At 69.1% G+C, this 22,290-nt stretch carries 22 protein-coding genes and 1 pseudogene; 14 read left to right on the forward strand and 9 right to left on the reverse strand.

The window, feature by feature from the left end; genetic code table 11:
* Positions 1 to 303: 303 nt before the first annotated feature.
* The 4 genes from ltrA to OG207_RS06595 all read left to right on the forward strand — a co-directional run bounded on the left by ltrA (position 304) and on the right by OG207_RS06595 (position 4,528).
* Positions 304 to 2,031 carry a group II intron reverse transcriptase/maturase gene (ltrA, locus tag OG207_RS06580; RefSeq protein ID WP_329096741.1) on the forward strand — a complete coding sequence of 576 codons (1,728 nt, stop codon included), beginning with the start codon at positions 304 to 306 and terminating at the stop codon, positions 2,029 to 2,031.
* Between the two features lie 119 nt (positions 2,032 to 2,150).
* Positions 2,151 to 2,399, forward strand: coding sequence for a hypothetical protein (locus OG207_RS06585; protein ID WP_329096742.1), 249 nt, complete (start codon positions 2,151 to 2,153; stop codon positions 2,397 to 2,399).
* An 85-nt stretch (positions 2,400 to 2,484) separates the two neighbouring features.
* On the forward strand, positions 2,485 to 3,273 hold the full coding sequence (locus OG207_RS06590) for a PIG-L deacetylase family protein (RefSeq protein WP_285528432.1): 789 nt from the start codon (positions 2,485 to 2,487) through the stop codon (positions 3,271 to 3,273).
* Positions 3,274 to 3,388: 115 nt separating this feature from the next.
* The gene (locus OG207_RS06595) at positions 3,389 to 4,528 is read left to right on the forward strand and encodes a hypothetical protein (protein ID WP_285528431.1); all 1,140 of its coding nucleotides are present in this window, start codon (positions 3,389 to 3,391) and stop codon (positions 4,526 to 4,528) included.
* 328 nt (positions 4,529 to 4,856) lie between these two features.
* Here OG207_RS06595 and OG207_RS06600 read toward each other — a convergent pair whose 3' ends face one another.
* From OG207_RS06600 to OG207_RS06610, 3 genes are all read right to left on the reverse strand, one after another.
* Positions 4,857 to 5,327, reverse strand: a complete 471-nt coding sequence (locus tag OG207_RS06600) for an NUDIX domain-containing protein (RefSeq protein ID WP_285528429.1) — start codon at positions 5,325 to 5,327, stop codon at positions 4,857 to 4,859.
* Between the two features lie 78 nt (positions 5,328 to 5,405).
* Entirely contained in the window at positions 5,406 to 6,506 is a 1,101-nt protein-coding gene (locus OG207_RS06605) for an FkbM family methyltransferase (RefSeq protein ID WP_329096746.1), read from the reverse strand.
* Between the two features lie 255 nt (positions 6,507 to 6,761).
* Positions 6,762 to 6,905, reverse strand: a complete 144-nt coding sequence (locus OG207_RS06610) for a hypothetical protein (protein WP_329096748.1) — start codon at positions 6,903 to 6,905, stop codon at positions 6,762 to 6,764.
* 114 nt (positions 6,906 to 7,019) lie between these two features.
* On the opposite strand from OG207_RS06610, the gene OG207_RS06615 reads away from it, so the two are divergent.
* On the forward strand, positions 7,020 to 7,859 hold the full coding sequence (locus OG207_RS06615; RefSeq protein ID WP_329096749.1) for a hypothetical protein: 840 nt from the start codon (positions 7,020 to 7,022) through the stop codon (positions 7,857 to 7,859).
* Here OG207_RS06615 and OG207_RS06620 read toward each other — a convergent pair.
* From OG207_RS06620 to OG207_RS06635, 4 genes are all read right to left on the reverse strand, one after another.
* A complete protein-coding gene (locus tag OG207_RS06620) occupies positions 7,847 to 8,656 on the reverse strand; it encodes an aldo/keto reductase (protein ID WP_329096751.1) in 810 nt (269 codons plus the stop codon). The genes OG207_RS06615 and OG207_RS06620 overlap by 13 nt on opposite strands.
* Positions 8,566 to 9,777: a JmjC domain-containing protein gene (locus OG207_RS06625; RefSeq protein WP_329096753.1), complete on the reverse strand. Its 1,212-nt coding sequence runs from the start codon at positions 9,775 to 9,777 to the stop codon at positions 8,566 to 8,568. Before OG207_RS06625 ends, OG207_RS06620 begins: the two co-directional genes overlap by 91 nt.
* A gap of 10 nt (positions 9,778 to 9,787) precedes the next feature.
* Positions 9,788 to 9,961: a hypothetical protein gene (locus tag OG207_RS06630; protein ID WP_285528417.1), complete on the reverse strand. Its 174-nt coding sequence runs from the start codon at positions 9,959 to 9,961 to the stop codon at positions 9,788 to 9,790.
* A 528-nt stretch (positions 9,962 to 10,489) separates the two neighbouring features.
* Positions 10,490 to 10,912 carry a pyridoxamine 5'-phosphate oxidase family protein gene (locus OG207_RS06635; RefSeq protein ID WP_329096756.1) on the reverse strand — a complete coding sequence of 141 codons (423 nt, stop codon included), beginning with the start codon at positions 10,910 to 10,912 and terminating at the stop codon, positions 10,490 to 10,492.
* A gap of 813 nt (positions 10,913 to 11,725) precedes the next feature.
* Here OG207_RS06635 and OG207_RS06640 point away from each other — a divergent pair.
* The 3 genes from OG207_RS06640 to OG207_RS06650 are packed head-to-tail and all read left to right on the forward strand — an operon-like array spanning position 11,726 to position 14,496.
* The gene (locus OG207_RS06640) at positions 11,726 to 12,178 is read left to right on the forward strand and encodes a hypothetical protein (protein ID WP_285528415.1); all 453 of its coding nucleotides are present in this window, start codon (positions 11,726 to 11,728) and stop codon (positions 12,176 to 12,178) included.
* Complete coding sequence (locus OG207_RS06645) at positions 12,179 to 13,285, forward strand: MAB_1171c family putative transporter (protein ID WP_329096759.1); 1,107 nt, start codon at positions 12,179 to 12,181, stop codon at positions 13,283 to 13,285.
* A gap of 35 nt (positions 13,286 to 13,320) precedes the next feature.
* Positions 13,321 to 14,496, forward strand: a complete 1,176-nt coding sequence (locus OG207_RS06650; RefSeq protein ID WP_285528412.1) for an amidohydrolase family protein — start codon at positions 13,321 to 13,323, stop codon at positions 14,494 to 14,496.
* Positions 14,497 to 14,595: 99 nt separating this feature from the next.
* Here OG207_RS06650 and OG207_RS06655 read toward each other — a convergent pair whose 3' ends face one another.
* Positions 14,596 to 16,182: a hypothetical protein gene (locus OG207_RS06655; RefSeq protein WP_285528411.1), complete on the reverse strand. Its 1,587-nt coding sequence runs from the start codon at positions 16,180 to 16,182 to the stop codon at positions 14,596 to 14,598.
* Positions 16,183 to 16,292: 110 nt separating this feature from the next.
* Entirely contained in the window at positions 16,293 to 17,153 is an 861-nt protein-coding gene (locus OG207_RS06660) for a helix-turn-helix domain-containing protein (protein WP_329096763.1), read from the reverse strand.
* Positions 17,154 to 17,727: 574 nt separating this feature from the next.
* On the opposite strand from OG207_RS06660, the gene OG207_RS06665 reads away from it, so the two are divergent.
* From OG207_RS06665 to OG207_RS06690, 6 genes and pseudogenes are all read left to right on the forward strand, one after another.
* Entirely contained in the window at positions 17,728 to 18,816 is a 1,089-nt protein-coding gene (locus OG207_RS06665) for a hypothetical protein (RefSeq protein WP_329096765.1), read from the forward strand.
* Entirely contained in the window at positions 18,813 to 19,574 is a 762-nt protein-coding gene (locus OG207_RS06670) for an ATP-binding protein (protein ID WP_285528408.1), read from the forward strand. The genes OG207_RS06665 and OG207_RS06670 overlap by 4 nt, the downstream gene beginning before the upstream one ends.
* Before the next feature lie 160 nt (positions 19,575 to 19,734).
* Positions 19,735 to 20,457 carry a WhiB family transcriptional regulator gene (locus OG207_RS06675; RefSeq protein ID WP_329096768.1) on the forward strand — a complete coding sequence of 241 codons (723 nt, stop codon included), beginning with the start codon at positions 19,735 to 19,737 and terminating at the stop codon, positions 20,455 to 20,457.
* Entirely contained in the window at positions 20,448 to 20,573 is a 126-nt protein-coding gene (locus OG207_RS06680) for a hypothetical protein (protein WP_285528405.1), read from the forward strand. The genes OG207_RS06675 and OG207_RS06680 overlap by 10 nt, the downstream gene beginning before the upstream one ends.
* Positions 20,570 to 20,999, forward strand: a pseudogene (locus OG207_RS06685) (DUF2637 domain-containing protein); the annotation flags it as partial. The gene OG207_RS06680 and the pseudogene OG207_RS06685, both read left to right, overlap by 4 nt.
* 1,054 nt (positions 21,000 to 22,053) lie before the next feature.
* Entirely contained in the window at positions 22,054 to 22,245 is a 192-nt protein-coding gene (locus tag OG207_RS06690; protein ID WP_285528403.1) for a hypothetical protein, read from the forward strand.
* Positions 22,246 to 22,290: the final 45 nt, after the last annotated feature.

Raw genomic sequence — 22,290 nt, forward strand, 5'->3', positions numbered from 1 at the left:
CGCATCTCATGTGTGCGGAACGTGGAAACCCCATCCGGGTCCGTCGCTGATGGCTAGCGGCGGTAGGCCGACCGCGAGGAGAGCTGAACTCCCGGGTGGGAACAGGATGTCCAAGAAGCGAATGCCGACTGCCGAAAGGAGACGGGAAACTGCGGCAATAGAGTCGGTCCTCCGCCGGCTGCCGTGGATAACCGGTCGGATACCGGGCCTGGCGCCCGGACGTGAAAGCGGGCTGACGTGGACAGGTGAGCCTTTGATGATTTTGTGTCATGGCACTGGAACTGAGGGACAAGTTAGGCACCTATGGTGAACGGACCCGAGGACGATGGGATCGACTGGGACGCGATGGATTGGCGTGCCTGCGAGCTCAAAGTACAGCGACTGCGGCAGAGGATCTTCAAGGCGACTCAGGAGCAGGACTGGGCGCGAGTCCGGAACCTGCAAAGGTTGATGCTGCGGAGTCGGTCGAACACGTTGTTGAGTGTGCGGCAGGCGACGCAGCGTAATGCTGGCCGCGTCACGGCCGGGGTGGACGGGGTGGTTGCTCTGACCTCCGAGGATCGGGCCAAGGTCGCGGTGCAGGTGCACCAAGGCCGTGGCACCTGGAAGCCCCTGCCTGTGAAGCGGGTGTATATCCCCAAGGCCAACGGAAAGCAGCGCCCACTGGGAATTCCAGTCATTGTCGACCGGTGCCATCAGGGCCGGGTACGCAATGCCCTGGAGCCCGAGTGGGAGGCCAGGTTCGAATCCCGTTCCTACGGGTTTCGTCCGGGCCGAGGCTGCCAGGACGCGATCGAGATGCTCTTCACCACGCTCCGCAAGGGCTCAACGCGGGTGTGGATTCTGGATGCAGACCTGTCTGCGGCGTTCGACAGGATCGACCATGACCGGTTGCTCTCCGCGCTTGGGATGTTCCCGGGCCGGAGGCAGATCGGGCAATGGTTGAGGGCCGGGGTGTTCGAGCCCGGTATGGGGTTCTCTCCGACGAAGGAGGGCACCCCGCAGGGGGGTGTGATCAGTCCTCTGCTGTTGAACGTCGCGCTGAACGGCTTGGAGGAGGCGGCTGGAGTCCGACTCGCAACTGCCCCGTCCCACAAGGCGACGGGAAAGACGCGCCCGGATTCTGCGGTGCTGGTCAGATACGCAGACGACTTCGTCGTGTGCTGCTTCACCGAGCAGCAGGTGCACGAGGTCAAGGCACAGCTTGCCGAGTGGCTGAAGCCGAGGGGCCTGGCCTTCAACGAGGAGAAGACGCGGGTTGTCCACCTCGAAGACGGCTTTGACTTTCTGGGCTTCAACATCCGCCGCTATCCGGTGGGCAAGCTGCTGATTAAGCCGAGCAAGGCCGCCGTCAAGCGGCATCGGGAACGGCTCTCGGAAGTGATGCGCGACTTGCGCGGATCCAACGAGAAGGCGGTCATCGTCAAACTCAACCCCATCATCCGGGGCTGGGCTGCCTACTACCGAGGGGTGGTGGCTGCCGAGGTCTTCAAGGACATCGACATCCACATGTGGAAGCTGACCTACAAGTGGGCCTGCTACCAGCACCCCAAGAAGTCGAAGCACTGGATCTCCGGACGGTACTTCGGCAAGTACAACAAGTTCAGGAACGACCACTGGGTCTTCGGTGACCGCGACAGCGGCACCTTCCTGGTCAAGTCGTCCTGGACGCAGATCGTCCGACACACCCTGGTCAAGGGCGCGGCGTCACCAGACGACCCCGCCCTGACTGAGTACTGGGTCAAGCGTCGTCGCAGGGTCAAGCCCGCACTCGACAGCTACAACCTCCGCCTGCTCGACCGGCAGGAGGGACGCTGCCCGCTGTGCGGGGAAAATGTCCTGACTCCCCACCAGCCACCGCAATCCCCGTTGGAATGGGAACGCTGGTGGAAAGTGATCGCCCGCAAGGCGATCTCTGTCGATTACCTTCGGCACACGGGGAGGATGACGCCGCAAGGCGATCAAACCCGCTTGGTACACGCTGAATGCGCACGGCGACACGCCGCTCGTATTCGGAACAGCACCACCTGAACGCCCTCGTGGCTTGCTTGAGCCGTGTGCATCGACGAGGTGCACGCACGGTTCTGAGGGGACCCCGGCGCAGCAATGCGCCGGGGTTACCCGGCGGCCTGCTCCCCACCGGCTACGACGTGGGCCTCCTCCACGCCTACACCCTCCCCCAGCCCGCCACGGCCGCTCGCATCCGTAGCGAGTTCGCCCACGTCCTCGACGCCCCCGAGGGACGGATCGGCGAACTCGTCGCCCTCTCTCAGCTTCTCCAGGTCACCGGCCGCGGCGCCCACCCCGAACTCGCCCCGCACCTGGCCCGCCGAGCCCAGAAACTCACCGGCACGCCCGTCCCAGCAGCCACCGGCACGGCCGGAAACCCCGACCGCTGACCTGGCCCCACCTCCGACGTCTCGATGCTGCGGCCCGCACACAACCGTGAGGGCTGGCACCAACACCCCAACCGAAGGAGCAGCCGTGTCGCTTCCCAGCCTGCTGGGCGTCTTCGCACACCCTGACGACGAGGCCCTGTTGGCCGGCGGCGTTCTCGCGCAGCATGCCGCCGCGGGCGCAGCAACGAACGTCGTTACCGCCGCCTGGTCCCCCACCAGCCACCGGGCACCCGAGCTCGCCGACGCTCTGGCCGCGCTGGGAGCCGGAAAGCCGAGGATGCTCGGCTACGCCGACGCCCGCATCCCCGGCTCCGCACCCGGCAAGGCCCGGCTGTGCGACGCTCCCATCGACGAGGTCGTCGAGCTGCTCGTCGGTCACATCCGCGCCGCGCGCCCCCAGATTGTGGTGACCCACGACGCCTACGGCCAGCTGACGGGCCACCCCGACCACGTCCGCACCCACCAAGCGACCGTCCTCGCGTTCCACGCCGCCGGTCTTGAGCACCTCCACCCGGATGCCGGGGCCCCGTGGCAGCCCGTAGCTCTGTATGCGGCCACACACCCGGTCTCGGGGGTGGGCGAGCTCGGCCCGCTCTTGGAGCGGGTGGGGAAGAAGGTCCTCAGCGTTCCCGACGAGCACGCCACCGCGACGGTCGACGTGAGCGAGTGGCTCGAGCAGAAGTGGGCCGCGATCTCGGCTCACCGAAGTGAAGCCGCCAAGGAGCGGCCCCTTCCCGGCATCCTCTCCCGCCTCCCTGCAGCGGAGCGGGAGTCGATCATCTCGACCGAGCACTTCACCCTCCTCGCCACCCGCCCCGCACCCGCCCACCGAGCAACAGTCACGGAGCACGCCCGCCTAGGCCAGCCTGTGTGAGCGGGCGGAGTGCGCGCGGTACGTCCGCCCCGGCAAGGCCGGCCTGGTCCCGGACCAGTGCTGTCTGCTCCAGACGGAGCAGGGGTGGTGACTCCGGACGCCGGTGGACGTTGGAATGACCGTGCCGAAGACCGCGTCCAGCTCAAGCAATGCCAGCGCCGCCCCTGCCCGGAAGGAGCAGCAGCCGGGCTTCCTCTTGACGTCCCCACAGGGTGAAGCAGCACGCACGCTGCTCGGCTACGTGGCCTCGCTGGCCCTTCCCGACGCCGATGCCCAGCTCGTTGCGGTGGTGGTGGCGATCCGAGCTGCGCGTGGCGGTGTCGGCAACATCACCGGGGCGGACCTGTCGGCCCTGCGGCTGGGCGATGCGAGCGGAGTCGTCGATGCCCTTCGTGGGCTGGGCTGGCAGGTGGATGATGCGCTCTTCGGCGGTGATCCGGCAGTACCGGTCCCGGTCACCGTGCCGGATCTGGCCCGGGAAGCGGGCCACCCTCTGCCTTTCGGGAAGAACACGCGCTCACGGGTATCCGGATGGACCACGCGGACCTTGTCCTCCAAGCCAGTCAAGAAGCTCCCTCCCGCTGGTCGGCTGGCAGGGCTGTTTCTTGCCGCGCACAGCACCTCCAAGCTCCTCGGTCAGATTCCGCCCGACCTTCCCGACGCCTGCCGGGCCGCCCTGCCCGACCTTCTGCGGAAGGGCTTCCTCACTGAGCTATCCGAGGACCGCTACCGCCTCGACCCCGCGGTGCGTCACTTGTCGGGCATGCGTCAGCCCTCCGAAGAGGAGAGGGCACAGAGCGCCAAGGACGAGGGCAGGGCGGTTGCGCTCGCTTCGACTCCGGGATTCCAGTTCGACGCAGAGGCATGGGCCGGGTGGAAGAGCGCGGTCACGCCGGCCTTGCGCCGACACGTTGAGGCCGTTGAGTGCTGCACCGTGTGTGCTCGGACACCGGAGCGCGTCGCACAGGCGTTTATGGTGCCCGGGCGCCCTCAGTTCTTCTCCAGGAGCACTGCGGTCGCCTACGGCGCGTGGAAGGACAAGCACCCGGACCGGGGCCAGCTGGCGGCCAAGTTCACCGTGGTCTTTCGCAGCGAGCACGGCCACGGCCCCTCATATGCCCAGCTGGGCTCGGGCCTGGGCTGGCAGGTGGATCACGCGTTGCGGAACTTTGCCGTGCGGCGGCTTCTGGTGAACGAGTGGCTGAGCGAAACGGGGACGGTGCCGTGGACGTTGCGCCCGGGGCAAGTCGCGTAATGCGAGGGCATCACCCTGCCCAAGGCACGGAATCCGGAGGCCGCTGTTCAGGCCCGGGCATGACGGGTGGGTGCCCACGTCGCCACCCGGGTCGGAGGCCGTGATTTCACGTATGCGGACGGCGGCCAGACCGCTGGCCAGACCCAGGCGTAGGCGTAGGCGTACGGCGAGGCGGGCGTGGTCGGAGAGCGGGTCTCCGAAGGCGGCGAGTTCCCAGTCCAGGAGGACGTACGGCTCGCGTCTGCCGATGTACCAGACCCGGTTGGTCTGGCCGGTGCTGAATCCGGTGGCGCCTTCGGGGACGCGGCCGTCGATCGTCGCCATGCGGTCAGGCGAGGTCCCCGAGGTAACAGGTGGGAACCTCACCGTGCGCGAGGTCAGCGATCAGGGGGCGCAGGCCCTGCGGCAGTAGGTTGAGGCCGGTCACGTTCTCCAGCTCCACCCATTCCAGGCCCGTCTGCACGTCGTCCTCGGCGTGGCCGCCGAGCTCGTCCGGGTCGCCCTGGGGCCGGCACAGGAAGATCGCTTCGACCCGGTGGTCTTCCGAGGCGCCACCGTGGTTGGCCCCGATGTACTCACGCAGCCACAGCAGACGCTCGGGTGCGACGTCCAGGCCGGCCTCCTCGTGGACCTCACGGCGGACCGTGGCGTCGAGGGCCTCGCCGGGTTCCTGGCCCCCGCCGGGCAGGAAGAAGCAGTCCTGGCCCTCCCAGTGGGCGCGCTGGAGCAGGACGCGGCCGTCGTGGAGGATGACGGCTTTGGCCGCGTTGCGGACGGTCGCGCTAACAGGTTCAGCCACGGGAGCTCCTACGTGTGATCGAATGTTGGGTGTTCAGCTTGCGCGGGTTCCCGTGCGCAGCGGGCCCGCGGAGGGCTCCTACCGCAGTTGGTCGGCGTCGACGCGGGAGAAGATCAGGTCGGTCATGTCGCTGATGGGACCGTCCCAACACTCGGGGGCAGCCGGTCGGCGGACCGCGCTCGGGTAGCTGGTCGGGTCGTAGTCGTTGGCGATGCGGTACGTGTGGAAGCCGTGCGCCCGGAGGGGTTCCAGGACGTCGTGCACACTCTTCCCCTGCTTCGCCAGGGATCGGGGGGTGACCTCGATGACGAGTTCCACGTCGGGTCGAAGGTTGCCGAGGACCGGGGCGAGGCCCTCCATGAGGAAGGCTTCGGCTCCCTCGAAGTCGATCTTGATCAGGCGTGCCGCTGCGAGTTCGTGCGGAGACAGGATCTCTGGCAGGGGAAGGGCTCCAATCTGGAAGGACGAGTGCGAGGTCTTCGGCTGGACAGCGGAGGTGTTGCCGAGGTTGGCCGTGTCTTGGAGGTAGAAGGTCAGGGTGCGTGCGGTGTCGGCGGCTGCTGCGTTGACGGTGCGCACCTTATGGCAGGCGTTGCGCTGGACGGCCTCGGTGAGGCTGGTGTGGAAGGCAGGGGATGCTTCGATGGCGACGACGCGGCCGGGTGCTCCGACGAGGCGGGAAGCGAGGAGGGTGTAGTAGCCGGTGTGGGCGCCGACGTCGATGAAGGTGTCGCCGCGGGTGAGCCTTCCCCGGATCCAGGCCGTGAGGTAGGGCTCCCAGACGCCGTGGAGGTAGAGGAACCGCTGGATCAGGTCGCTGGTGGTGACGGCGACGAGGTCTCCGTGCCTGGTGCGGGTGATCGCGGTGCGCGGGCGGTGGGCCAGTTCCTGGTCGAGGTAGCGGATCAGGGGGGCCCAGGCGAGGGCGGCTGGTGATCCTGCCCAGGAAGCGGAGCAGGGGGTCCTCGGTGGTGTTGATCTCGTGGACGTAGCGGGCGTGCGGTCCGCCGAGTAGTCCGGCGGTCGTGTGGAGGGCTTCTCCGGCCGATAGGACGGTGACCGGGTGGGCGCCTGCGAGGCGCCGGCCGGTGCGTACGGCCACGGCCTCGGTGAGACACCGTGCCAGCGCGGTGATCTGGTGCGGTGCGCGACGCAGGGCCTTGGGCCACCGCCGTGCACGGAAGAGGGCCAGGACGAGGTGAGCCGTCGCCTCGGTGGCTCTGGCCGCGACGGTCAAGATCCGGGCAGCCGCTCCGTGGGGGCGGTCGACGACCCGGGCCTGGGCGTCGACCAGGGCTGCGCGGCTCTCGGGGGTGACGCCGTTCGGCACGATGACCATGGTCGGCTGGTAGGCGCGGGCGAGGGCGATGAGGGCGCCGTGGTGGTGGCCGCTGGCAAGGTGGGCGTTCCGCTCGACCAGCACGAGCGTCGACTTCACGCTGTCACCCCTGTCGGGTTGTGGGTGGCGGTGAAGCGGGTCAGCAGCCAGCCAGGGTCGTTGATCTTGTCGAGGTCCTCGGGGTGATCGTCCCGGCCGGTGGCGAAGGCAATGCCCTCGTGCGCACGGAACGATCCCATTCCTTCGAAACTTCCGCGAGCGAGCAGCATCATTCAGTCTGCTGACCGCCGCGTTGGAAGTAGGGCGGTGTCGAACTCCACGCAAGGAGTCGTGGACTTGGTACGTTCGAGTGCATGACGCTGCGTCCTGTGGATCTACGCAAAGAGCCAGTGGAAGCCGTGCTTGACCGCGTGGAGCAGTCGCTGACGGTGCACCTCAATCACGGGACCGTGGTGCGTAAGCGCCGGTCCGTAGGGGCACGTACGGACCGCGGTACGTGGGTGCGCATCGAGCGGCGGGGGCTCGACCGGATCGGGGTCCAGGGCGGGGACGGCACCGCATCCGCCGAGGCCCTGCACGGAATCGCGAAACCGGCCTGGTTCGCTGGCGTCGCCTGGCGGGACGAGACCGAGCCTGTGATGTGGCGAGCGGACGAGACGGAGCTGCTGCCCGGGGCGCCGGTGGGTAACGCCGTGGTGGCAGAGGACCCGGGGTTGGCCGAGGAATGGTGGGTCGCGCTGAGCACCTCCCTGGACGCCCTCGCTGCGCAACACACCAACCGGATCGCGACACCGGATACCGAGACCGTCACACATGAATTGGTTGCGGGGACGATCCACAGCGTCTTCCCTGGGGTCGATACGACCGTAGCCGAATGGCACCCGGCCCACGCGGATCTCAACTGGGCGAATATGACGGCGCCAGTGTTCAATGTGTTCGACTGGGAGGACTGGGGCATGGCCCCGCGCGGCCTGGACGCGGCGAATCTGTGGGGCTCCTCCCTCGCCGTCCCCGCTTTGGCCGACCGTGTCCGCCGAGAGCGGCGTGACGATCTGGAGAGCCGGGACGGGAAGCTGATGACGCTGTTCGTTGCCGCGAAGATCCTCGGCCCCTACGCCGACCTGGACGACCCCCGGCTGGGGGCCGCCCGGGAGATGGCGGAGCGAGTGGTGAAGGAGCTTCAGGCGGGCTGAAGGCGGGGCTGGAGGAGCTGCCGGTACTCCCGGACCACCTGGTCGTCGACCTCGTACGCCAGGGCTCCAGCAAGCTCCCGCAGGTGGTCGGCGTTGTCCGTACCCACCGCGACCGCGTCGACCGAGGGCAGGCCGTAGGCGGAGCGGAAGGCTGCCTGGACCCTCGTGGCGGATGGGGAATTCCGCAGGAATATCCGCGGGTCGAACTTGCCCCACACCACGTCGGCCGCACTGCCACCGAAGGGGCTCATGCCCCACACCTGCCCCGGCCGCCACCGGGCCACGAGTGTCTCGGCCGCTTCGAGGACGCCGAGACCCACGAGCAGGCCTGACCGGACCATGAGGACGTCAGGGCGCGGCGCCTCCAGGTCCACAAGCGGGCGCGGGTTCCAGCTCGATACACCCCAGGCGCCGCACAGCCCTGCCTGTGCGGCGTCGGCCAAGGCCGCACACGCCCGCTCCAGCATCTGGGCGTCCGGGTGGGAATGCTCCGGGTTGTGTAGGAGCACCACGTCCGGCTCCCGCCCCAGCTCCTTCACAGCCTGCTCGATTCCGGCGCGTAGCCGAGCGGGAGCGAGAGAGTGTTCCCCAGGGAAGTACCCGACCTTGGTGGAGAGCGAGAAATTCGGCAGGAGATCGCCGGCCACCGCCCTCAGCGCCTCGTGTGAGCGATGGCGGAAGTAATTCGAAGCGGTGTCGAGGCGTGCTACCCCGAGGCCGACGGCCGCTTCAAGTACGTCACGGCCGTGACCAGACCGGTATAGCCCGAGGACGACATCTCCGTCAGTGGTTCGCACAGTCCCTCCGTGATGAGCAGGTCGGCAAGGGTGATGGTGTCCTCGTCGGCTCCGTCGAGGTAGACCGGGTGACCCGACAGGAGCGCGCGCAGGCCTGGATCCGCGCGCTCGTGGAAGGTCAGCCGCTTGCCCCCGCCGCACACCTGGACCGTGTCGCCGGCGCGGACGATGGAGGGGGCGAACTCGGTGACGGCCACAACCCCCTCCGGTCGGCCGAAAGCGGTCACGTAGGGCATGTGACGTGCGGGCGGGGTATTGGACCGCAGTTCGTCCAGGTATCGCTCGGGGCTGTAGGAGGCGGCCAGGGAACTGAGCTTGTCCGTCAGCACCTTGTGCGCGGTTCCCTCGGCGCCCTCCAAGTCGCGGCGGAAGGCCTCGTCGGCGCGGGCGACATCGGAGAGGAAGTTGGCCCACGTGACGCCGTTCCGTTTGGTGAACCCGAACGTCACATGCAGTGAGTGGCCATCACTACCGGAGCCCAGGCGGGTGGCGGTGTGCCAGAAGCCGCGGGGGATGTGCATGACGTCCCCGGCCCGCATGGTGCCCTTCCACAGCACTTCCTCGGAGGGCGTGCGGTTGCGTTCGGCATCGCGGTACATCGGGGCCAGCCGGGACGGCCCGCGCACCTCCCACGACTTCTCGCCGGCAAGCTGCACGGCGATGACCTCGTGATCGTCCCAGTGCAGATGGAATCCGTCGGTGTCACCGACCGCGAGGTACGCGTTTGCAGAGGTCAGTTCCCCCGACCACCAGCCGAGGGCCCGGCAGGCGACTTCCAGGGTCGGGTCGAAGAAGTCCAGGTGGTCCAGGACCACGGTGCCGCCCTGGTTGAGGATCCGTCCGAGCGCCGCCATGTCGGCCTGACTCACGGCCTGCCGACGCCGGTTGACACTGCTGGACAGGAACAGGGAGGGGTGTACTTCGTCGCCCTCGGCGTAGCAGCGCAGCTGCGGGTTGGCCAGGTGTCGACGCTTGATCAGGTCCAACAGCCTGTGCGGGGTCAACAGGCGTGCGGGCAGGTCCGGGTCCGTGAGGCGGCCGCGGGCGAACGCGGCCCCCACAGAACCCGGCCCGTCCCAGCCGAGAGCCTTCTCGATGTGGGCGACGAGCCGGTGCTCCATGGGGTCCCCCCTACGCCCTCGGGAGGTTCAGGTCGCGGTTTTCGCCGTCATCGCCAGCGCTGTTCTGCGAGCTGGTGACGTCTGACCGCTCGGACTCGCTGCGGTCGTGTGCGGTCGCCAGCTCCTCCACCGCGATCAGGAGTGCGGGGCTGGTCCCTGCCTGTGCGGATGACTTGTCTGCCATCTCTGCTCTCCTCTCTCAGCTTCTCCCACCCGCCTACGGGCGAAGTGTCTGAGTTAACCCGCCTCCACGACAGGCCAGTAGAGCAGTATTCGGACAAACGTACGGGCACTCGGCGGTGGCACCCGCATCGGGCAGGACGACAGCACCACACAGCGAGTTCCATGGACGAGTGTGGGGCGTTGACGCAGCTCAGACGACCGGATCGACGCCGGGCGCTCATGTGGTATCGGCGGGCCCCGGATCGCGGTAGCGCTGCGCGACATCCGGGAGAAGGCCCCGGCCGCCGACCCGCCGACCACGGCGTGCGCGGACACCTCCCGCGCGCTGATCATCCCGCCGCAGGCCGGCCGTGCTCGGCAAGGCGGAAGAAGTGCCCACCAGCGTCAGATCCAACGTTGCCGTGCTACCTCACTGGATCCGCCAGCCCGGCAGTCTCGAGTAGCCGCGCACTCAGGACAAGAACCCTTTCGGTGCTGCTGGGCGCGTGATGGGCCCGCCGGCCAGGCCTTCCACCCACCGGGCACCGGCCTATGCAGCCAGCCCCGGGATTTCGAGCAACCCCAAGGCCCGGTCGGGCGTGATTTCGACGAGGACGCGCCGGGGATCTTCCGCAGGCCTGCGGCCGTAGCGCGCAGCGTAGCCGTCTACAGCAGCAGCGATCTGCTCCTGGTCGGTGATCACGCGAGCCACCCCTTCAAGGGTTATCCAACGAGGCCCATCCACTTGCGAAACCGCCACGCGCGCCTCGCCGGGAAGGGCGGAGAGGATATTGCTGATCTTCACGCTCGACTTCCGCGTGATGACACGGGCGACATTGGCATCATGGTCGTACGTCACACCGACAGGAACAACGTGCGGCGTACCGTCGGGGCGCAGCGTCGCAAGGGTGGCGAGGTGGCATTCGGAAAAGAACTTACGAAAACCATCGGTACTGCAGAGCTCGGTAGACATACGGAGGAGGATAAACACCTCTGGAGGATTCGTCTGCGAGGCATCTCACGGAGCAAAGATCGATGGAGCCGCACCCTGGCCGATAGGCACTATGCAGACACCCCCCTTGCGCGCCGCTTCACCAGACGCGGTGGGTCGCGGGTGGCGAAGCTTCCGCGCATCTCAGAGGCCCCCAGGGAATCTACGCGTGTAAACCCCTGCGATTCCGCACTTCTGCCGGGCTCGCCCGCCACGGAGACGTGGTTACCGTGCGGTAGATCACGCCCCTGACGTCATTTTGATCATGCATGCATGACGTAACGTCGTCTCTACAACCGGAATGCATCGCTCCGGAGTAATCGCCTTCCCCTTGCGTCGGATTGTTTATCAAACAATCAACCCTTGGGTGCCGCTTGGAGACCCCCAAACGGTGACGCCAGGAGGTTTGACGATCCCTCCACGGCGATCAATGGTCGCCGTAGCACGCCACGGCCCTCCGTCAGGCTTGGTCGATCACGAACTGCGGGATTGCGCAGTCACATTCCGGCGCCTCACACCCCCTTCGACTTACGGGTGATGAGACTGAAGCATTCTTTGGGGATTGGCTGCGTCGCACCCCCAAGTGCCGCACGCCGCTGGATATGAGGAAGCCGCATGGGGGAAATAGGGGCTGCCGCCTCTGAACATAAGCCTGCATCTGCGGGACCACGTGCCTGGCCGTGGGAATTGATCAGCCGCCTGCGCCTGCAGGCGTCTCGCACGTCAGCGAGGGCCGCCCGGGGCACGGACCGGGATCTGCAGCGGCGGATCAGACGCACCCTGCAGGAGCTGGGCGTGCAGCCGCCGCTCGATGTCGACGAGCTGCGCCGGGCCTTGTCGGAGCGACGGGGCCGTCCGATCGTGCTCCGTCCCGCCCCACTGCCGATGCCGGGGCCGCTGGGGATGTGGGTCGACACAGTGCACGGCGACCTGATCGTCTATCAGGAACGCACCACCAAGCTGCACCAGGACCACATCATCCTGCACGAACTGTGCCACGTGATCGCCGACGATGACGGCGCTCCCACGGACTGGGCCGCCCTGGTTCCGGGCGTGGACAAGGGTGAAGTACGGCGCGTGCTCAACCGCTGTTCGTACGACGACGTGGCCGAGTGCCGCGTGGAGACGGCGGCAACGATCATCATGGAATGGGCCTCCGTACTGGACCGGCTGGAGCCGGCGCCGGCACGGGACCTGGCTGCGCGCCGGGTCTGCATGGCCCTCGGGGACCGCAGGGGATGGCTTTAGATGTACCCGATCTTCCTTGTTCTTCTCGCCGGCGCTGTCGGCTGGAAGGTCTTCCAGCTCACCCGGGCACCGAAGGACCGCGCTCTGCGGTCGGTGACCCTGTGCCTCGCATTCGCGGGGCTACAGGTGCCGCTCGCCACTCCGGGCGGCGCGTCGGGGATGGACATGGTGGCCGGCCACGGCGCGGCCAAGCTCGGGCAGAACCTGCTTCTCCTGGGCACCATGTACTTCCTGATGTGCTTCTACCTGTATTCCGCCTCGGACGAGCAGGCGAGCAGGAAGCGGGCCCGGATCGAAGCGCTGGTGGTGCTCTGCGTGGCCGCCGTGATCACCGTGGCCGCGACCACCGTGCCGCACGAGGCTTTCGCCGGGAGCTTCGCAACCGCGGACATGACCACCACGCAGCTGGCGGTCTTCTACGGCGTGGCCGGCCTGTACCTGATGTACGCGCTCGCCGCTGCCGGCGTGTGGACGGTGCGGTACGCTCGGATGTCGCCTCGGCCGCACGCGACAGGGCTGTGGATCACCGCGGTCGGCCTACTGGCCATGGCCGTCGCCTGCGCCGTGCGGGCCGTGTTCGTGGCCGTGCGCTGGGAGGGCGGGGTGGTGCCGCACTCGGTGATGGCCTCGGTGGCCATGCTGCTGGTGGTCTCCATCATCCTGTTCGTGGCCGGCGTGTCCTACTCGGCGGCCCGTAGCCGCCTTGCGGCCTTCCGTCTGTGGCAGGAGCACCGCCGCGGCTACCGGCGGCTTGCCCCGCTGTGGGAGCTTCTCGCGGCCCGCTTCCCCGAGATCGTCCTCAAGGGATCCTCTTCCCCTCTGGAGGAGTGGGGGCTGCGTGGCGTGCACCGGCGCTACCACCGCCGTGTTGTCGAATGTCGGGATGGACTGGTGCGTATCAGCCCGTATCTGGGTGAGCTGGAGACCGAGGAGCTGATGCACGTGGGCCCCGACCTGCTGGCAGGCCGCCTGCGCGCCGCCTACCAGGGTCCGGCCTTGGAGGCAGCAAAGCCCGTCGTTGCGCTGGCGGTTCCCCAGCAGGACGACCGTAGTTCCGATGCGGCGCACCTGTTCGCCCTGTCCGACGCGCTGCGTACCGCCGCGTGACACCCCGTCTTACCCGATTCGGAAAGCGAGATCTGATGCTGATCACCGCCGGGCGTCTCCTGACGGGAGACGCCGAGATCACCGACGGTGCTGTACTGCTGCAGGGGGATGCCATCGTTGCCGTCGGCCCCTGCGCCGAGGTCGAGGCACAGGCCGAAGCGGGCACCGAGCGCAGGGAGTTTCCCGGCTCGACCTTGATGCCCGGGCTCATCGACGCCCACGTGCACCTGGTCTTCGACGCCGGCGCCGACCCGGTGGCCACGATGCAGGAGGCCGGTGACGAGGACCTTCTGGAGGGCATGCGCAAGCGTGCCGAGCAGCTGCTGTCCACAGGGGTCACCACCGCCCGCGATCTCGGCGACCGCGGCGGCCTGGCCCTGCGGCTGGCCACCGAGATCGCCGACGGCCACACGGCCGGGCCGCGGGTCGTCGGGGCGGGCGCCCCGGTGACTCCCCCGGGCGGACACTGCTGGTTCCTCGGTGGCGAGGTCTCCGATGCCGATGGCGCCCGCGCGCTCGTCCAGCGCAACCTCGCGGCCGGGGCCCAGGTCGTCAAGGTGATGGCCGGCGGCGGCGGGCTGACCAAGGGCGGGGCCGCCAGCTGGCAGAGCCAGTTCGGCGTGGCCGAGCTCTCCGTGGTCGTAAAGGAGGCTCACGCGGCGGGGGTGAAGGTCGCTGCCCATGCCCACGGGACGCAGGCCATCGCCGACGCCGTCGAGGCCGGCGTCGACACCATCGAGCACTGCACCTGGATGACCGAGACCGGCTTCGACCTCCGTACGGACGTCCTGGACCGCATCATCGAGCGCGGCATCCACGTCTGTCCGGCGGTGAGCCCCCACTGGCAGATGCTCCCGCGGTTCTTCGGGGAAGACCGCGCGAAGGCGATTTTCGATCTGGTCCGGCAGATGGCCGAGGCCGGGGTGCGCCTGGTCGCGGGCACCGACGCCGGAGTTCAGCGAGCCGGGTTCGACGGGCTGGTCCAGGCCTTGGGGTTCTATGAGCACTTGGGCGTTCCCCGCGAGCGGATCCTCGCTATGGCCACCACCGAGGCCGCCGCGGCGCTCGGCCTCGACGGCAAGGTCGGGCGTCTGGCCCACGGCTACACCGCCGACCTGCTCGTCGTCGACGGCAACCCGCTGGAGGATCTGGCCGCCCTCGGCACAGTGCGGGCGGTCTTCGCGGGCGGCCGGCAGTACCTGGCGTCCTGACCTGACAGCGACAACCGCAGTCTTGAGGGCGGGTCCGGCAGTCGGCCCCGCCCTTAAGGCAGTCCGCGCGGCACACCGCGGGCCGTTCGCTCGCAGGAGTCACCCCAGGAAGAGGCCGAGGACGGACAGCACGGTCTGAACGCCTCCGACCGCGCCTTGGTTTGCCTCGAGCCAGCCGCGGAGACGGTCGCCGGCGCGACGGCGCTCGGACAGCTCCAGAGACTCGTCGGCCAGTACCTCCACTTCGTGAACGAACTCGCTCTGGTCCACGTCCAGGGCGGGAGCGAGCTCGCGCAGCTGCCGCACCATCTCGGCGAACTGCTCAGGCCGAAGGCCGGCGTTCTGGGTGACGTACTGGCCCTGGGCGCCGGTCGAGCCCGCGTAGTTGTACTGGTTGAACTGGATTCCCGGGGTGTTCTGGCTGGTCACGTAGTCGCTCGCTTTCGTGCCGGATCGGGCGCAGGTCCGCCCCTGCGCGGTGAGGGTCAGACGGGTGGGGCGTCCTTCGGGCGGGTCCAGCTGGGCAAGCCTGTGGTCCCGCAGTTCTCGTGCGGCGTCGATGACTGTGTTGACGGCGTGCGGTTCGCCGAGGTAGTAGGTGGTGGCCAGGAATTCCTGGAGGTCGAGCTCGGAGCGTTCGCGGGCGTAGGCGCTGGCCACCAGCTCGTTGAAGGCGTGGTCGTGGCGGGCGCCGGCGTTCCTGCGGGCCTGGGCGATGCGTTCGGCCTCCAGGAGCCCTGGCGGGGTGATCCGCAGGGCCGTTCCTCGGCCGCCGCCCAAGGTGGGCAGGATTTCGACCTGTTCTCGGGTGCCGAGCAGGTTGGCCGCCTCGACAGCCCGCGTGTGCAGGACGGTGTCCGGCTGTGCGAACTCGGCGAGGGGGACGTACTGCGTGGTGGATCCGCCTGCGCGGTCGGCGAGCCGGGTCAGCAGCATCGTGGCGGCTTCCTCCGGGGGTGGCAGCACGGAAGGTGAACTGGCATCCGTGTCTCCGGCCCCGGCGGCGGGTGGACTCGAGCCGTAGGACAGGGCGACGGCTGCCGCCGCCGCGCCGGGGCTTGTGATGTTGCGGTCGTGTCTGGCGAGGTGACCGGCGACGGCCGTCATGTATTCGGCGAGGGTGGAGACGCCCCTGTAGTGGCGGATTTCCCGGCTCAGGTCGCGGTACCACGTTCCCTGAGCGGCGTCGCGGCCGCTGGAGTTGCCCCACCATGTGGCGGGTTCGCCTTCCAGGATCCCTGGCAGCCAGTTCGTGATGAAGTCCGGCATCTCGGGGAACGCGCGAAGGAGGTTTTCTGAAGTTACGCGCGGCTGGTGTACCTGCTGGCTGGAGGCCATCGGGGCCCTCTGCGCAGCGACCAGGTACGGCAACACACGAAGGAACTTGGGGACGATCACGCTGTCGAGTTCGTCGATGTGGGCGGCGGCTGCGATGGTCAGGGAGATCTGCTCGCCGTCGGCGATATGCGGCCCCAGGCCGCGGGTGAGCCCATAGGAGGTGCCCCCTGTTCCGATGCGGGGCAGGGACCGGATCAGCTGTTCGGCGTCGAGATCCATCCCGTCGAGCGTGTGGACGACCCACCGCCAGGTGGGCCAGGAGCCGTCGGCGCGTAGCAGGTACTCGTGGGCCATGGTCCGCAGCAACGTCACCTGGGCGTCGTGGAGCGGGGCCGTCAGGTCGGTCACGCGGTTCAACCTCTCACCGAATAGGGGTGTTCCGGGTCCGCCGCAGCACCGGCTGCCCGCACGTCGGGGCGACAAGGCAGCGGTGCGGGTGATGTTCCCGAAGGGGGAGGCTACTTGCCGTCGTCCGTGCCGGGCAGATGTTTCTGTTCCATCTCGGCGACGAACCCGTTGATCAGGGCCATGACGTCGTCCGAGAGACCCTCCGCTCCGAGCTGACGGCCCTTGAGCCCGCGGATGGTGCCGCTCTTGACGTGCGCCAGCAGGGTCAGTCCCTCGGCCACCTGCTGGGCCACGGCCTCGCTGCTGCGGAAGAACAGCGCGGTCACGCCGAAGGCGGCCGACAGCCCTTCCAGCACGACGGGGGATGCCTCGGTCACCGCGCCGGTCCGCAGGTCGCGAACACCAGCCTCGGAGATGACGGCGGCCCCCGCGAAGCGGTTGACCGCCTCGGCGATCTCAGCGTCGCTGAGCGCCGGGCCGTCATGGTTATCCAGCAGGTACTTCATCTTCTCGGCCAGGGTGGTGGGCATCTCGTCGTCGGGCTCGGGGGCGTCCAGGCCGAAGCTGCGCTCCTGCGCTGCCAGCAGACGCTCCACGCTCACCCTGTACGCCGTTGCGAGGGGCTCGACGAACTTGCCGGATAGCCGGCGCTTGCCGCGTTCGGCGTTGGCGACGGGGCCTTCCGACTTCGTGCCGAGGATCTGCGCTACCTCGTACTGGGCGAAGCCGGCGTCTCCGCGCAGGTCGCCGAGATCAGGGGGGCCCTGGCGGGGGAAGAGCTCGTCGAGGTCGCGGCCCAGGGTGCGGGCCAAGGCCGGAAGCTTCCAGGGGTCGGGGGCCGTAGTGCCCTTCTCCCAGTTCGCCACTGCGCTGGGCGACACCCCGAGCTCCGCGGCCACGAAGTCCTGGGTCAGGTCTGCAGACCGGCGCACCGCGCGGATGCGCTGACCGTCCACGGCACGTGCCGCCACCTGCACCTCCTCTGGACCCCGGACCGGAATCCGGCGAATTCAACGAACCTCAGCTTACCCACTTGCCGGGTCCGGCAAACAGAGTTAGCTTCATTGCGGCGAACGATACCGGCTCCGGCCGGGCGGCGCAGCCTCTGGCGCACACCTGCGCCGGGCCGTCGTCCCTGCTGGTCAGAGCAGGTTCGGGAAGTTGTATGGGGTTGTAGAGCTATGTCTGGACCTTCGCGCAACCTGCCCATATGTTCGTCGTCGCTCGCCGGGCAGCCCGCCCGGCCAAGGGGGGATCGGGGGAGGGGCATGGGCCGCACGCGCACCAGCCTCGCGGGTTAAACCGCAGAAACGGCGACGGCGTCTGAGAGAGGCAACTCTCAGACGCCGGACGCTCACGGCGCTCCCGCCCAGGCAAGGGCCGGAGATCACCTTCATCCACACCGATCCTTCTCACGGGACCACCGGTGTGGCTTCACTGCACAGGAGAGTGTCGCATGACGGCTGCCCAACGCAAAAGGCCGAATCACTCGGCCCGCGCGGCAATGTCCCCCCTTCGCAACCCCGTCCGCGGGGGTGCTGCCTGATGGCCCGCATCCGGACGATCAAGCCCGAGATGTTCTTGTCCGAGGACATCGCCTCGGTCGACATCAGCGCCATGGTGACCTTCATCGGGCTGCTGACCCAGGCGGACGACAACGGTCGGTTCCTCGCCCACCCGGCCATCATCGCCGGGTTTCTGTGGGCTCTGCGCGCCGAGCACACCCCTGAGCACGTGGCCAACGACCTGGAGCAGCTGGAGGCGGCCGGGCTGATCTGCCGCTACATCGGGTGTGACGGCAAGAAGTACTTGCACATCGTGACGTGGGAGAAGCACCAGAAGATCGACCGTCCCTCCGCCTCCCGCCAGTCGCGCTGCCCGAAGCACCAGACACACCAGCGGTGCGGCGGGTGCGCGGCGGAGAAGCAGACGACCTGCCCGGCCGTGGAGCCTGCCGCGGTGCAGGTTCCGGCGACGCCGGCGGGGATCGGCGGCCCGGTCCCGCAGGGTTCGGTGAACCCTCGCCGAGCCCTCGATCACCCGGTTTCCCCCGAATTCGCGCCAGCGTCCGAGCCCACCGCCGTGCTGGCCGAGCCCGATACCTCGTCGGGGCGGGCCTGTGAGGCCGTCTCGTACGCGCCTCCGGCGCCGGATGAAGAAAGCACAGGTCAGGTGGCGTTCGCCGAGTCCTCGACGGAGGCTCGCGAGGGCTCGTCGTCTGGATCTAGGATCTTGGATCCTGGATCTTCCCCTAAGGGGGGCGATGCCCCCGCGCTGGAGTCCGCTCCCGAGGCGGCTTCGACGAAGCAGCTGGTGGCCGAGTACGTCGGCGGCCACGTCCAGCGCCCGCCGAAGGCTGTGATCGGACTGGTCGGGCGGCACGTCAAGGGGCTGCTGGAGGAGGGCTTCGATCCGGAGGTGATCCGGGCGGCGCTGGAGCGGCTGCGGTTCAAGAACCTGCATCCGAGCGTGCTGCCGAGTCTGGTCAACGAGGCCCTGAACGCCTCACCGCCGCCGTCTGCCGCCGGGGTGTCGTCCGCCTCCGACGCGGGGGCCTGGGCCCGCGCCTCCGGATACACGCCCTACATGAACCCGACCGCGCCCGAGCCGACCACGTTCGGAGGCAGTCTGTGACTCGCGCCCGCCTGACCGACCCGCTGCCCGTGGTCTCCGACCGGCTGCGTGAGCGCCTGGCCGCCCGCCTGGCCGAGCGCGGCATCGATGTGGCCACCGCACCGGTGCTGCCGGACACGCCGGAGCCGATCCCGGCGCTGGAGGCCGCCCAGAAGCGGATCCCGTACGCCTACCGGGATGCCGTCCCCCGGCATCCGCAGGTCGCTGCCTGGGTGCGGACCATCGCGGACGCCGCGGTCGCTCCGGCAGCGGAGGATCTGAACTCCCAGTGGGGAAGGCCGGGGCGCCGGCGGATCGCGCACGGACCGTCGCTGCTGCTGTGGGGCGGGACCGGGATCGGGAAGACGCACGAGGCGTACGGGGCGGTCCGGGCCCTGACTGCCGCCGGGTGCGGGGTCGAGTGGCATGCGACGACCGCAGCGGACCTGTACGCGGAGATGCGCTACCGGTCCGGCGTGGACCCCGAGCACATGCTGCGGCGGATCATGCGGGTGCCGCTGCTGCTCCTGGACGACCTCGGCGCCGCGAAGACCTCGGAGTGGACGGAGGAGATCACCTTCCGGCTGGTGAACTGGCGCTGCCAGAACCGCCTGCCGACGATCTTCACCACCAATCTGCCGCCCGTCCGCGACGACCGCATGGACAAGCATCTCCCAGTGCTGCGCGACAAGGTAGGCGACCGGGTCCTGTCCCGCCTGTCCGGCATGTGCACCCCGGTCGAATTCACCGGACCCGACCGCCGCTTCCAGCGCGCCTGACCGGCCCCGCGCCCGGCACACCTCCTACCCGGCGCGGCACCGCCGCCGTCGCCCTCCTGCTCCGCCTCCCACCGGCATCCCAGCCGCACCCCGGCCCGACCGCAGGTGCCGTGCGGCCCTGACCGCCGGCCTGTGAGGCGTACCCGAAAGACAGCTCCCGATGCGCACGATCACCTCGAACACCACTCCCCCGCCGACGCTGCGGGGCGTCTCCGACCACAGCTGGCACGCCCGCGCCGCCTGCCACGGCATGGACCCGGACTCCGCCGACGAGCTGTTCTTCCACGCCCCCCGCGACCGCTGGGCCATCCGTGAGGCCCTGGAGACCTGCGGCATGTGCCCCGTCCGCCAGGAGTGCTTCAACTACGCCCTCGACAACGAGGAAAAGGAAGGCATCTGGGGCGGCATGACCGCCGACGAGCGCCTCCACTGGCACGAGAAAGTGGAGCACAGGCTCGACTACGACCGCGTGCTGTCGGTGATCAACGGCCGCAGCATCCAGCTCAGCGAGCACGAACGCAGGACCCTGATCCGGTACGCGGCTGCCCAGGGCTGGAGCCCCGAACGCCTGGCCTTCACCCTGCAGGTCAGCCTCAACTGGGCCCGCGACGTCCTGCGCGAGGAAGCCCGCGCCATCGAGGACCGCGACAACTTCAACGTCGTCCTCGACACCAACCCCTTCGCCACAGCATGCCAGGCCGAAGTCGACGGCGTCGAACCCTCCGGTGCAGGCCTACGCCACGACGGCGATGGTCCCGAACGCGACCGCAGCAAGCAGACCCCCGAACCCGTGTCCCGACAGGTCCACACCGCCGCCCTGATCAACGACTTCCGAAAGGCCACATGCCTCCCCGCCACCACCACGCCGTCGCCATGCCCCTGAGCACCCTGCGCACGGCAACCGCCGCCGTCGGCATCTCCGCAGCAGCCGTCTCCTACGACGCCCCCCGCCAAGCGGCCGACGCCAGCACCACGACGAACGGAGGCACCACCCGATGACCACGCAGAGCGCCGAGCGATACGTCCTGATCGCTGCCGGCACCGTCATCGTGGCGCTCACCGCCGCGGGGTTCTGGCTCTCGTACGCGCACCTGGCCGAGGTCGCAGGCCTGCACGGCCTGGGTGGCTCCCCGATACGCCAGTGGGCGTGGCCCGCCACCCTGGATGCCTTCATCGTCACCGGCGAACTGCTCATGCTGCGGGCCGGGCTGCGCCGGGTCACCGACTGGTGGGCCATCGCCCTGACCGCCACCGGCTCGGTCGGCTCGATCGCCCTCAACGTGGCCGGCGTGAGCGGCACCGGCACCGCGCCGGTGCCGCTGCTGAACTACGTAGTGGCCGCGATCCCTCCGACTGCCGCTCTGCTGGCCTTCGGTGTCCTGATGCGCCAGCTCCACCAGCTCGTCGCAACCCCCCAGCCCAACCAGCGCCCGGATGGGGACCGTGCCCAGGCAGCCGCCACGCCGGGACCGGCCGCCAAGGACGAGGCAGTCGGGGACCGGGTGGTCCCCGGATGGAGCCAGGGCGCCCAGCACGACGGGGAGCGGGTGTACGGGAGGCAGTCCTCCATCGGAGGGGACCGTCCGCACACCACCGAGGGGACCGGCCACGGTCCCCTCCGAGACCGCACCACCACGGTCCCCGACACCGGCCACGGTCCCCATACGGTCCCGGTCCCCAACGGGGACGGTCCCAACGGAAACGCCCATCGTGCCGGAGGGGACCGAACCGACACCGCCGGGACCGTCCCGCACGGCAGCGACCACGGTCCCCGATCGGTCCCCAACGCCGCGGTCCTCCAGGGGGACCGCGCGAGCGGGACCGAGGGTTCCGCCGCAGGGGACCGTCCCCGCACCGAGGGGACCGTCCCCGGGAGCAGCCACGGTCCCCTTCGCAACCGCACCGCCACGGCGGCGGACGCCGGCCTCGGTCCCCAAACAGTCCCGGTCCCCAGGGCTGCGGTCCCCAGCGGGGACCGTCCCCGGCACGAGCGCTCCCTCGCGGTCCCGGGGACCGGAGACCGCCTGTGGGCTGGGCTGGGGACCGACGCCGAGGGACCGCGTCCCCACCCGGTCCCCAAGGGGGACCCGGACGGGGATGGGGACCGGGACGAGGCTGGGGACGGGGACCGCGGTGACGGCGAGGACGAGCCCGCCACCGGGGACCGGGGACCGAACCCCGCAGCCACGCGCACTCCGGACCGTGCACGAGACCGGTCCCGAACGCCACGGGGACCACGGCCCCGTACGGGACGGGGACCGCGGTCCCGAACCCCCCTCTCCGAGGACGAGATCGTCGACCTGCTGCGTCCCCATGTCCCGGCGGCGCTCAAGCGGGACGGCAACGAGTCCATCACACGGGTGCAGCTGCGCCAGATCATGCGCGAGCACAGCATCCCGATCCGCAACGACCGCCTAACCCCGGTCCTCGCGCGCCTGCGCAACGAGAGCACCCCGTCCGCGAAGAGGAGTTCCGCCCGATGAAGACCTGCCCCAAGTTCACCCGTATCAAGGCCGGGTTCGAGACGGAGATGGGCCTGATGGCCAGCCACTCCGCACGCCACGCCGGCACCCGGCCGGGCAAGGCCAGCGCCATGATGGCGGCCGGCTCCAAACAGCGCATGGCCAGAGCCCTCACCCAGCATTACGCCCGCTGCCCCGAATGCGGCTGACACTCCCATAACCGCAGGTCAACCGCCTGCCAATCGCCATCTGGC

Source organism: Streptomyces sp. NBC_01439, assembly GCF_036227605.1.
In the GTDB taxonomy this organism is placed as follows: domain Bacteria; phylum Actinomycetota; class Actinomycetes; order Streptomycetales; family Streptomycetaceae; genus Streptomyces.